13 protein-coding genes and 1 tRNA gene are annotated in these 10,995 nt (G+C 57.7%); 9 read left to right on the plus strand and 5 right to left on the minus strand.

The features are described from left to right. Nucleotides 1-309 precede the first annotated feature (309 nt). Both ACIQ0G_RS07535 and aroA read right to left on the minus strand, forming a co-directional pair. On the minus strand, nucleotides 310-936 hold the full coding sequence (locus tag ACIQ0G_RS07535; protein ID WP_397577372.1) for a (d)CMP kinase: 627 nt from the start codon (nucleotides 934-936) through the stop codon (nucleotides 310-312). Further along, nucleotides 933-2,267 (minus strand): 3-phosphoshikimate 1-carboxyvinyltransferase, encoded by a 1,335-nt coding sequence (aroA, locus tag ACIQ0G_RS07540; protein ID WP_397577373.1) that lies wholly within the window; start codon nucleotides 2,265-2,267, stop codon nucleotides 933-935. Before aroA ends, ACIQ0G_RS07535 begins: the two co-directional genes overlap by 4 nt. Before the next feature lie 156 nt (nucleotides 2,268-2,423). Here aroA and ACIQ0G_RS07545 point away from each other — a divergent pair, with 156 nt between their 5' ends. The 8 genes from ACIQ0G_RS07545 (at nucleotide 2,424) to spt (ending at nucleotide 7,902) form a co-directional block, all read left to right on the plus strand. Beyond that, nucleotides 2,424-2,741, plus strand: coding sequence for an FYDLN acid domain-containing protein (locus ACIQ0G_RS07545; RefSeq protein ID WP_125231048.1), 318 nt, complete (start codon nucleotides 2,424-2,426; stop codon nucleotides 2,739-2,741). A 74-nt stretch (nucleotides 2,742-2,815) separates the two neighbouring features. Beyond that, nucleotides 2,816-2,891, plus strand: a tRNA-Ala gene (locus tag ACIQ0G_RS07550). Between the two features lie 88 nt (nucleotides 2,892-2,979). Beyond that, the gene (locus ACIQ0G_RS07555; RefSeq protein ID WP_397577374.1) at nucleotides 2,980-3,225 is read left to right on the plus strand and encodes a GIY-YIG nuclease family protein; all 246 of its coding nucleotides are present in this window, start codon (nucleotides 2,980-2,982) and stop codon (nucleotides 3,223-3,225) included. 33 nt (nucleotides 3,226-3,258) lie between these two features. Further along, nucleotides 3,259-4,311 carry a GTPase ObgE gene (obgE, locus tag ACIQ0G_RS07560; protein WP_397577375.1) on the plus strand — a complete coding sequence of 351 codons (1,053 nt, stop codon included), beginning with the start codon at nucleotides 3,259-3,261 and terminating at the stop codon, nucleotides 4,309-4,311. Next, entirely contained in the window at nucleotides 4,296-5,426 is a 1,131-nt protein-coding gene (gene proB / locus ACIQ0G_RS07565) for a glutamate 5-kinase (protein WP_397577376.1), read from the plus strand. The genes obgE and proB overlap by 16 nt, the downstream gene beginning before the upstream one ends. Further along, nucleotides 5,423-6,331, plus strand: a complete 909-nt coding sequence (locus ACIQ0G_RS07570; protein ID WP_397577377.1) for an NAD-dependent epimerase/dehydratase family protein — start codon at nucleotides 5,423-5,425, stop codon at nucleotides 6,329-6,331. The genes proB and ACIQ0G_RS07570 overlap by 4 nt, the downstream gene beginning before the upstream one ends. A gap of 90 nt (nucleotides 6,332-6,421) precedes the next feature. Next, nucleotides 6,422-6,667, plus strand: coding sequence for an acyl carrier protein (locus ACIQ0G_RS07575; protein WP_397577378.1), 246 nt, complete (start codon nucleotides 6,422-6,424; stop codon nucleotides 6,665-6,667). A 35-nt stretch (nucleotides 6,668-6,702) separates the two neighbouring features. Continuing rightward, nucleotides 6,703-7,902: a serine palmitoyltransferase gene (spt, locus tag ACIQ0G_RS07580; protein ID WP_183939380.1), complete on the plus strand. Its 1,200-nt coding sequence runs from the start codon at nucleotides 6,703-6,705 to the stop codon at nucleotides 7,900-7,902. Here the strand turns inward: spt and ACIQ0G_RS07585 are convergent, their stop codons facing one another. Genes ACIQ0G_RS07585 through ACIQ0G_RS07595 form a run of 3 tightly spaced genes read right to left on the minus strand, consistent with a single transcriptional unit; the run spans nucleotide 7,903 to nucleotide 10,317 of the window. Continuing rightward, complete coding sequence (locus ACIQ0G_RS07585; protein WP_397577379.1) at nucleotides 7,903-8,826, minus strand: hypothetical protein; 924 nt, start codon at nucleotides 8,824-8,826, stop codon at nucleotides 7,903-7,905. 32 nt (nucleotides 8,827-8,858) lie between these two features. Further along, on the minus strand, nucleotides 8,859-9,830 hold the full coding sequence (locus tag ACIQ0G_RS07590; protein WP_397577380.1) for a diacylglycerol/lipid kinase family protein: 972 nt from the start codon (nucleotides 9,828-9,830) through the stop codon (nucleotides 8,859-8,861). Between the two features lie 10 nt (nucleotides 9,831-9,840). Next, entirely contained in the window at nucleotides 9,841-10,317 is a 477-nt protein-coding gene (locus ACIQ0G_RS07595) for a DUF2141 domain-containing protein (protein ID WP_397577381.1), read from the minus strand. A 172-nt stretch (nucleotides 10,318-10,489) separates the two neighbouring features. On the opposite strand from ACIQ0G_RS07595, the gene ACIQ0G_RS07600 reads away from it, so the two are divergent. After that, nucleotides 10,490-10,995, plus strand: a 506-nt coding sequence (locus ACIQ0G_RS07600; RefSeq protein ID WP_397577382.1) for an LptF/LptG family permease, incomplete at its 3' end; no start/stop codon positions are given.

Genomic DNA, 10,995 nt, shown 5'->3' on the forward strand with positions numbered 1-10,995 from the left:
CAAGTGATTCGTCGAGAAGTGCCGCGAAATCGTCGCGGGTCGGGTTTGGCGAAGTTGCCATAGGTTAGAGTTTCCTTACGTACTTTTTGTCCGGCCAGTCGGTTGGTTCCGACGGTCTTTGACCAGAAATGCCCTATTGCCCGAATAGCAATAAAGCGTTCGTTTTAAGCGCGTTACAAAAGCATTTATCCGTCATGCTGAATTTATTTCAGCATCCATCGTGCCACACAGACCATAAGGTGTAGAGGCGAAATAGACCCTGAAACAAGTTCAGGGTGACGGCGTTCTTCATTTGAAACGCCCCGCCACTCAACTCTGCCGGAGTTTACCCTCCACCAGCGCAATCGCAGCTTGAACGGCGCCGCCTATAGTCAAATCGCCGGTATCAAGCAATAGCGCGTCTTGCGCGGCTTTTAACGGGGCATCGGCCCGCCCCATGTCGCGTGCGTCGCGGGCGTGAATATCGGCAAGAATATCGGCAAAGCGCACGTCGATCCCGTGCCGCTGCATTTCGGCATAACGCCGCTGCGCCCGCACCTCGGCAGGGGCGGTTACAAACAGCTTCACATCGGCATGCGGCGCGATCACTGTCCCGATGTCCCGTCCGTCCAACAAGGCACCGCCGGGTTGGTTGGCAAAATCCACCTGACGCTTGTTCAATGCCGCGCGCACTTCGGGGTGGATCGATACACGGCTAGCTAACCCGCCAACTTCTTCGTTCCGCAAGATCGGGTCATCAAGCAAGCTGTCGGGAAAATCACATCCAGCCAAAGCGTCGGCCGGATCGTCGGGGTTGCCATTGTGTAATTGCACCTGCCGACCCACCGCGCGGTACAACAGGCCGGTATCCAGAAACGGCAGGCCGAAATGCGCGGCCAATGCCTTTGCCAACGTGCCCTTGCCCGAGGCAGTTGGCCCGTCGACGGCGATAATCACTGTGCAACCTGAAGATTGTGTATCATCGCCTCGAACGTCGGAAAGCTCGTCGCGATGGGCGATACATCATCGACCGTCACGGGGTGGTAGCAATGCTGTCCGGCCACGGCAAAGCTCATGGCGATACGGTGATCAAGCGCGCTGTTGATCGTTGCGCCGCCCTCCAGCGGTTCGCCGCTTGTGCCTTGAATGACAAGGCCGTCTTCGCGTTCTTCGACCTGCGCGCCAATGGCTTTCAGGCCCGTCGCCATTAATGCCAACCGGTCGGACTCTTTCACGCGCAGCTCGTCGAGGCCGCTGGTGATGGTCTGTCCTTGCGCCATGCACGCGGCGACGAAGAATACGGGAAATTCGTCGATCATGCTCGGCGCGATGTCGGGTGGCACTTCGATGCCGTGCAAAACCGAATGGCGCGCGGTGATATCCGCGACAGGTTCGCCGCCGACTTCGCGTTCGTTGGCGTAGGTCAAGTCAGCGCCCATCGCTTCCAGCATCTTGAAAATACCGGTGCGCGTCGGGTTCATGCCGACATGCGTCACGGTCACTTCGCTGCCGGGGGTAATGAGCGCCGCGACAATCGGGAAGGCCGCCGATGAAGGGTCGCCGGGTACGTCGATCGTCTGCGGCTTCAGTTCTGCTTCGCCGACAAGCCGGATATGGCGCACACCATCGGCGTCGATTTCAACCGTCAGATCCGCGCCAAAGCCGCGCAGCATCCGTTCGCTGTGGTCACGCGTGGGGACGGGTTCAATCACTTCGGTGATGCCGGGTGTGTTAAGACCGGCCAGCAACACGGCGCTTTTTACTTGGGCAGAGGCGACCGGCAGATGATAGCGGATCGGCACCGCAGGGACCAAGCCGCGCACCATCAGTGGCAAGGTTCCGCCGGGGCTGGCGGTGAATTCGGCGCCCATTTGGCTGAGCGGATCGATAACGCGGCCCATCGGGCGTTTCGATAAGGACGCATCGCCAATGAATGTTGCGGTGAGCCGGTGGCTGGCCACGAGGCCCATCAACAAGCGTGTCGACGTACCGCTATTGCCCATATCGAGCGCGCTTGCGGGTTGCATCAGGCCGCCAACGCCAACGCCGTGGACGGTCCAGCATCCTTCACCTGTGCGTTCGATCTGTGCGCCCATCGCGCGCATCGCGGCGGCGGTCGCCAGCACGTCTTCGCCCTCGAGCAGACCGGAAATCCGGCTTTCGCCAACGGCCAATGCGCTGAGCATCAGCGACCGGTGCGAGATGGATTTGTCTCCGGGTACCTTCACTGTGCCGCGAAGCGGCCCTTGCGAACGGAAACTGGCGGGGCGGGGTTGAACGCTATGCATGACGTTTTGCGCTTTGCGGATGATGCGTGGCCAAGTCAACGACCACAGTAATTTTTGACAGCGGCGCGTCGCTGTGGCAAAGGCCGCGCCAATTGACGGTGATTCACAGATGTGCATCGCCCTTCCAAGCCAGTTTAAAAAGGATTTGAGCCCGCCATGATCAAGGCTGAATGGGGAACCAAGCGCACTTGCCCGAAATGTGGTGTTCGTTTTTACGATCTGACCAAGGACGAGCCGGTTGAATGCATTGAATGCGGCAACCAGTGGACACCTGAGCCAGTTTTGAAGTCGAAGCAGCCATTGCCGTTTGAAGAAGCCGAAAAGAAGAAAGACGATTCGGATCTGGCCGATGACGATCTCGACATTGACGTCGATGCCGTTGACGGTGACGTATCGCCAGACAATGATGTCGACCTTGGCGGTGACGAAGATCTCGGCGTTGCTGGCACCGAAGACGAACCAGACGACATCTAATCTTCGGACTTGAAATATATAGGAGCGCCCGCTAGTGGCGCTCCTCACCAAGGCTGCCCCACGGGCGGCCAGATGGGGCCTTAGCTCAGCTGGTAGAGCGCTACACTGGCAGTGTAGAGGTCAGGGGTTCGACTCCCCTAGGCTCCACCAACCTTCGCTAAAGCTACGGCTGGCAGGCCAGTCGGAGTTTTAGCGAGGGTTGTCCGCCGAAGCCGCAGGCGTAGGAGGACTGTTTTAGATGCCGCATCACGTTTACATCATTCAAAGCGAAACGCATCCGAGCGAGTTTTATACCGGGATGTGCTCAGACGTTGCGAGCCGTCTTGCCGACCACAATTCCGGAAAGTCGAGCCACACGTCGAAGTTCAAACCATGGAAGCTTGTTTTCCACTGTTGGTTCGATGAACCTCAAAAAGCCGTGGCATTCGAAAAATATCTCAAATCAGGTTCGGGTCGTGCATTTGCATCGAAGCGACTGCGCTAGTAAAAACCGCCATACTCCCCTAAAGGCCAACACATGCATTTTCTCGACCAAGCAAAAATCTTTATCCGTTCCGGCGCCGGTGGCCCGGGAGCGGTCAGCTTTCGTCGTGAAAAATATGTGCAATATGGCGGCCCAGACGGCGGCAATGGCGGAAAGGGTGGCGATATCATCTTTGAAGCGGTCGCTGGACTGAACACGCTTATCGATTTCCGTTATGCGCAGCATTTCAAAGCCATGCGCGGTATTCAGGGCATGGGCCGTGATCGCCACGGTGCCTATGGCGATGACTTGGTCATTCAGGTGCCTGTGGGCACACAGGTGCTGGCCGATGATGAAGAACGCTCGCTTTTGCTCGATTTGACCGAGGTCGGCCAACGCGTTGTGTTCTTGCGCGGCGGCGATGGCGGTCGCGGTAACGCATCGTATAAAAGCTCAACCAACCGCGCGCCGCGTCAGCATGGCCCCGGTTGGCCGGGCGAAGAAATGTATGTCTGGTTGCGCCTGAAATTGCTGGCCGACGCCGGACTTGTCGGCATGCCCAACGCGGGCAAATCGACCTTCATCAATCAGGTGTCCAATACCAAGGCCAAGGTGGGCGATTATCCGTTCACGACGACACGCCCGCAATTGGGTGTGGTTGAACATAAATCGCGCGAGTTCGTTCTGGCGGATATTCCAGGGCTTATCGCTGGCGCAGCCGAAGGCGTTGGCATTGGCGATCGCTTTTTGGGCCACATCGAACGTTGCCGTATCCTCATCCATTTGATCGACGCGACGCAGGATGATCCCATTGCCGCGTGGCATATCGTGTGTGACGAACTGAGCGAATATGGCGCGGCGTTGGATGAAAAGCCGCAGATTGTTGCGCTCAACAAGGGCGATTTGCTTGATCCCGAATTGATGGCCGACATTGCCGAGCAATTGCAGGCAGCCGGCGCTTTGGACGTGATATCCATTTCCGGCGCGACGGGGCAGGGCGTTGATCTTGTGCTCGACCGGATCTTGGAAGCGCTGCCCGCCAAAAGCGGGATTGAAGGCGCAAAGGCCGATGGCATCACCGAGGACGGGACATGGTCGCCGATCTAAACGCCGCATTCCTGCCGACATCTTGCCCGCTGTTGGTGGTCAAGGTCGGATCGTCGCTGCTGGTGCAGCCCGACGGGAATGTGCGGCGGCAATGGTTGGAAACGCTCGTTGCGGATATCAGCGCGCGGCATAAGGCCGGGCAGCGGATCGTTATCGTCACCTCAGGCGCGATTGCATTGGGTGCGCGCCGTCTGGGCTTTGAAAAAGGCGGCCGCAGCAGCCTCGCCGATGCGCAGGCCGCGGCATCGGTTGGGCAAATTGTGCTGTCGGGCATTTGGGCGGAGCTGTTGGACGCCCAGTCGCTTGCTGCGGCGCAAATGCTCGTGACGCTTGATGATCTGGAGGATCGCCGTCGCTACTTGAATATTGCCGCCACGCTGGATCGCCTTTTGGGTGCAGGAGCCGTTCCCGTCATCAATGAAAATGACAGCGTCGCCACCGAAGAAATCCGCTTTGGCGACAATGACCGGCTCGCCGCCCGCGTGGCGCAGGCGGCTGGCGCGAGTGGGGTGATTTTGCTGTCGGATGTCGATGGCCTGTTCGACCGCGCGCCACATTTGCCGGGTGCGACATTGTTGCCGACAATCGAAAAAATTGACGGCCGCGTGCGCGTGATGGTCGCTGAGGGTTCATCCTCTGGCATGGGATCGGGCGGTATGGCGTCCAAGCTGGATGCCGCCGATATTGCGACACGCGCAGGCATTGGACTGGTCATCGCCTCCGGACTTCGCGATCACCCGCTTGCCGCACTTGAAACAGGCGGACCTTCGACCTTTTTTGCGCCGCGCGACGGAGGATCAGCGCGCAAAAGCTGGTTGGGCGGACGGCTGACCGTCAAGGGCCGCATCCGCGTCGATGCTGGCGCCATAAAAGCGCTCAGCTCGGGCAGCAGCTTGTTGCCTGCAGGCGCCTTGTCGGTGGAGGGTGAGTTTAAACGTGGCGACGTCATCGACATCAGTGATGATGACGGCGTTGCGGTCGCGCGCGGCCTGTCCGAATATGATGCCGTCGATGCCGCCCGCATCTGCGGCCATCGTTCCAGCGAATTGGCGGATATTTTGGGCACCGTGCCCCGCTCCGTCCTTGTCCACCGCGATCAGTTGGTCCTTTTGTGAAAACAGTCGCGCTGACAGGAGCGACGGGTTTTGTCGGACGGATCACGCTGGATCGGTTGATTGCCGCTGGCTGGCATGTCCGCGCACTGACGCGGCGGGATCAGCACAAAAAAGCGGGCGTCAGTTGGGTTCATGGCAGCTTAAATGATACCGCAAGCCTCAACGAATTGTGCACAGGTTCCGATGCTGTGTTGCATGTCGCAGGCGTGGTCAATGCGCCCGACGCTGCTGGCTTCGAAAGCGGGAATGTTACCGGCACAGCCCATATCCTCGCCGCTGCCCAATCGGCCGGCATCAGCCGTTTTGTCTGCGTCTCCTCGCTTGCTGCGCGCCATCCGGAGCTTTCGATGTATGGCGCAAGCAAGGCCACGGCAGAGGCGCTCGTGCGCACATCATCGCTCGACTGGACCGTCATTCGTCCACCCGGAGTGTACGGCCCCGGCGACACCGAAATGTTCGATATGTTCCGCATCGCCGCCAAAGGATGGGCCTTGCTGCCGCCGCGCGGAAGGGTGTCGGTCATTCATGTCGATGATCTCGCCCGCTTGCTGGTGACGTTGCTGTCGGCGGATAATGTGTCGAAATGCGTGTTTGAGGCGGATGACGGAACAAAGGGTGGGTGGACCCACGCCGGTTTTGCCAAGGCGATTGGCGCTGCGGTCGGGCGCGATGTCATAACGGTGCACGCGCCTGCGTTTCTGCTGAAATTTGCTGGATGGGCCGACCGTGCGGTGCGCGGTGCAAAGGCGAAATTGACGCCCGACCGTGCCAATTATCTCGCGCACCCCGACTGGACAATCAATCGCGATGCCGCGCCCGCACCCCAGCTTTGGACGCCGGAAATCGCGACGCCCAAGGGGTTGAAAGACACCGCAAGCTGGTATCGCGCGCAAGGGTGGATGTAGGTGCATGGCTTTGCCCTCATACTGCCTTATTCCCTTGCCATAGCGCGCCCATATGGCGCATTGCCCGTCACATAATTTGAGGATTTACGTATGACCGACCGCAGCGAAATGTTTGATCGCCTAAAGGGCCTGATTGAGCCATTTAACAAAAAAGGTGTCGAGGTTGGTGAGACCACCACTTTTGCAGGTGATTTGGAATGGGACAGCCTGACCGTCATGGATTTTGTCGCTGAAGTCGAAGACTGTTTCGACATCGTCATCAGCATGAATTTACAGGCGGAAATCGAAAATGTCGGCCAACTGGTCGACGCGGTTACCAAGCTGACCGCAGCCTGATCCAAACGGACGCCTGATTTTAACGGAAGACGTGCATGACTGACTTATTCTCCAAATTTGATGCCCTGATTGCGCAACGTGAAGGCTTGCTCGCCACTGGCGTAAAAGACCCGTTCAGCCTTGTGATGGAAGAGGTGAAATCGCCGACCGTTGCTGTCGTGAATGGCAAGGAAACCATCTTGCTTGGCACCTATAATTATATGGGCATGACCTTTGACGATGATGTCATCGCCGCGGGCAAGCAGGCTTTGGACGAATTTGGCGCAGGCACGACCGGCAGCCGCGTTTTGAACGGCACATTTCAGGGCCACAAGGAATGCGAAGACGCGTTGAAGGAATTTTACGGAATGGACCATGCGATGGTCTTTTCCACGGGCTATCAGGCGAACCTTGGCATCATCAGCACGATTGCGGGCAAGGGCGATTATATCATTCTGGATATCGACAGCCATGCGTCAATCTATGACGGCTGCAAAATGGGCGATGCCGAAATTGTGGCCTTCCGCCATAATGACGTCGAGGCCCTCGAAAAACGGCTGAAGCGCCTGCCCGCTGATGCGGGTAAGCTTGTCGTGCTTGAAGGTGTCTATTCGATGCTGGGCGATGTTGCGCCGCTCAAGGAAATGATCCGCGTTTCGAAAGAAGCAGGTGCGATGATCCTTGTCGACGAAGCGCATTCGATGGGCTTCATCGGTGAAAATGGCCGCGGCGTGGCCGAAGAGCAGGGCGTGTTGGACGATGTCGATTTCGTCATCGGCACATTCTCCAAATCGGTCGGAACCGTCGGCGGTTTCTGCGTTTCGAACCATCCGAAGTTTGAAATTATGCGGCTTGTTTGCCGCCCTTATGTGTTCACGGCGTCATTGCCACCAGCGGTCGTCGCTTGTTCGGCCGCGAGCATTCGCAAGTTGATGCACAATGGCAACAAGCGCGCGCATTTGTGGGAAAACTCCAGAAATCTGCACCAGGGCCTGCGCGATCTTGGTTTCAAACTCGGCACGCCCGATGCGCAAAGCGCGATCATTGCGGTGATTATGCCCGATTTGGAAAAAGGCGCGATGATGTGGGCTGCGCTTCTTGAGAACGGCCTATATGTAAACCTCGCCCGTCCGCCAGCGACACCTGCCGGGATGACATTGCTGCGCTGTTCTTTATGTGCCGAACATAGCAGCGAACAGGTTGCCGATATCCTCAGCCGCTTCGAACGCGCAGGCAAGGCAGTCGGGATCATTTGATTAACGCACGGCGCCTTTTGCCAAAAGCTTGGGCACCAAAAACAACGCCGCGATCAACGGCCATTTGCGCTGCCAAGGGCGGACTATGATTTGCGTTCCGGCGTGGCGGTTAATCTTCCACGCCAGATAATCAATGCCGCCCGCATAAGTGAACGCCGCCTTTGCCAGCCGTGCAACGGTCAGCAACTTTCCACGGCGACGTAAGGCAGGCCAACGGCGTTTTTCTTGAATGATGTGGCCATCGGGGTCGGGCAAGATAACTATTTTGTCGCCGCGCACGTCATGTGCGATCGTTATGTGCTGCAATGCCGCCCGGCCAAAGCGGACGTAGCGATCGGGGTCGAACGAAATCACCGAAGATGGCCGGTCCTTGCGTTCCGCGCGCAGCTCTGCGCTATATGTCATCTGGAATCCCGACTGCCAAAGGTCGAGCACATCAGCTTCGCGCTCAGCAAATGCCAGTGCCGCATTCAGCAAGGTCGGCGCGGCACCCGATATCGCCAGAACCGCAGACTGCCGTGCGTCTTCATCCGCGCACCAGACAAGCCGCGATGGCTGGGCAAAGCGCGCCCAGACCGACACTGCAGACGCCGCCGGGCGGTTGAGGTGGTGAAAGTCCGCTTCGCTTAAAATCGCCACCTTTGCGACCAGATTGCCATGTTGAAACGGGAATACATTGGGGGGCAGGCGGCGGTTCCATGTGGCGAGCCAGCCGGGTCCATAGGCCGATTGGTAATCGGACACGATGAGGTAGAAATCCAGCATCTCGCCCTCAAGCTGTTCCGACCGCAGGCACGATCCGTAGAACAGAACGGCGCGCGCTGCCGTGCCATATTGCGCCGCGATATGCGCAGCGAAGTCGCTTGCGCCCTGTTGCGCGGGTACGGCCAATTCCTCGGCCACAAGCTGGGTCAGCGAAAGCATATCTGCGCCTTAGCCGTTTCCGTTGCCGCTTGTTAAGCAGCGAGTTTCAGAAAAGGCACAGGCGGCGTTGACCGAAGCACGATCGGGCTACCGCGATACGCCTCGAACACTTCGCCATCCAAGACGACGCTGCTGCGTTCGCTATCGATGCGGATGACATCGCCTTGCTGGAAATGGACACCGCTTGTGGGGGTGTGCCCCAATTTGCCGCGCAGTGATGCCGCGATCATTTTCAGCATCGCCCATGGTGTTTGGTCAACGGCCATAAACTTCATCAAGCCACGCTGTTTGGTTTTGCCGGCCTGTCCGCCAAGCAACAGCTTTTCCAGCGTGGTGACGATTAGAATCGAAAATGTGCCCTGCAATTCGCCATTGCGGATAAACGATATGCTGACGGGCTTTGATCGTTCCGGCAGGAAACTTGCCTTCACCCGGACAAAGGCCGAAAACATGACGGCAATGAACGTCAGAAAATGGCTTAAGCCATTGGGCAATCCCAACGGATAGATTTTGTGGCGGCAATATAGGATCGTTTCGGCAAGGCCTGCGCCGCCCAAGAACATGCCAAGAACCGGACGCGCGCCCTCGCTGCCATCGCTTAACGCAATCAGTTCGCGGACAACAATATGTTCAGAAAGATCGCCCTTTGCGACGTCGATGATACGCGCCAGCGCCTCCAACGGGTCACCTTCGGCACCCAAATCAAGCGCAATCAGGTTGGTCTTGCCATTGGGCAGCACCGCGACGGGCGGCGGGGACCCTTCAAAATGTCCACCATGGTAGAGCTCAGTCAAAGCGGACTGCACGGTGCCATCGCCGCCATTGATAACGAGCACCTTTGGCTTCACGCGGCCAATCATTTCGAGCGCTTTGGCGATCTGACCAATTTCTTCGACTTCGTAATGGAATATATCAGGATTTTTCGCGCAATAGTTTCGCACCGCCGGCAACAACGACCTGTTGCCGGTTGAATTGGGGTTCGAAAGAAGCGCGACTAAAGCCAAATCATTACCTTCACATATATTTCAGGTTGATGGTGATCCGCGTGACGCCGGGGCCCGCATCGAATGCAACTTTGCTGACCGACGGCTTGCCCAAATTCAAAATGCTCACGCTGGGGTTGTTGGAAAAACCGCCGCCATCCTGCGTGAAGTCTGTTTTGCCATTTCCGTTTCGGTCATGGCGCACAGCAATGCCATATTTCCCTTCGGAGGGGACGGGCACGCAAAAGCTCATATTGCCTGCGCTCGCCCGGCTTTCGATGCGGTGCAGCCAGCGGCCTTTGGCCAGCCAAGTGCCGGGCGTTGCGGCATAAGATTGCACGCGAACATTGCCCCTCGCTTCCGTCACGCCCTGCACGTTCACCAGCACAGCGGGGCCTTTGCCCGCGGCGCAGCGCGACAAATCATTGCTTATTTCCTCGCTTGCAGCCGCGGCGCCCGATACGAGCGCCAATGCTGCGGCAGATGTAAGAACAAAATATATATGCATCTCAAAACTCCTGGAACAGCAAATCCGGTATCACTTCACAACGATACCATCGATATATTGCCCCTGAACCTGTAAGCGTCTATCGGGTCAGTTTGCGGCCAAATTAGGGTGACAGGGCGACCATAAGTTGAAATTTCTTACTGCCACCGACCGATATATCTTCCGGCTTGTGATGTTGCCGCTGCTGGCGACGCTCGCAATCGCGGCATCATTGCTGCTGCTGGACAAGATGTTGACCCTGTTTGACTTCGTCGCCGCAGAGGGTGGACCGGTCAGCGTGGTCTGGCGCATGCTCGCCAATCTGATGCCGGAATATCTGTCACTCGGCATCCCTATCGGGCTGTTGCTGGGGATATTGCTGGCGTTCCGCAAACTCGCGACATCGTCCGAACTCGACATTTTCCGGGCGGTGGGGATGAGCTATCTTCGGCTGTTGCGCGTGCCTTTCCTGCTGGCCATCGCGCTGGCTATGGTCAATTTTGCTATTGTCGGATTTGTTCAGCCCAGCGCACGCTATCTCTATGAAGAACTCCGCTTCGAACTGCGATCAGGCGCCTTTGGCGCAAAGGTCCGGGTCGGCGAATTCAACAATGTGGGCAAAAATTTGACCATGCGCATCGATGAAAGCCGGAACAATGGCAACGCGCTGTCTGGCATGTTTGTGTACGCGCAAAGCAA

The organism is Sphingorhabdus sp. (genome assembly GCF_044354325.1).
Lineage (GTDB): Bacteria > Pseudomonadota > Alphaproteobacteria > Sphingomonadales > Sphingomonadaceae > Sphingorhabdus_B.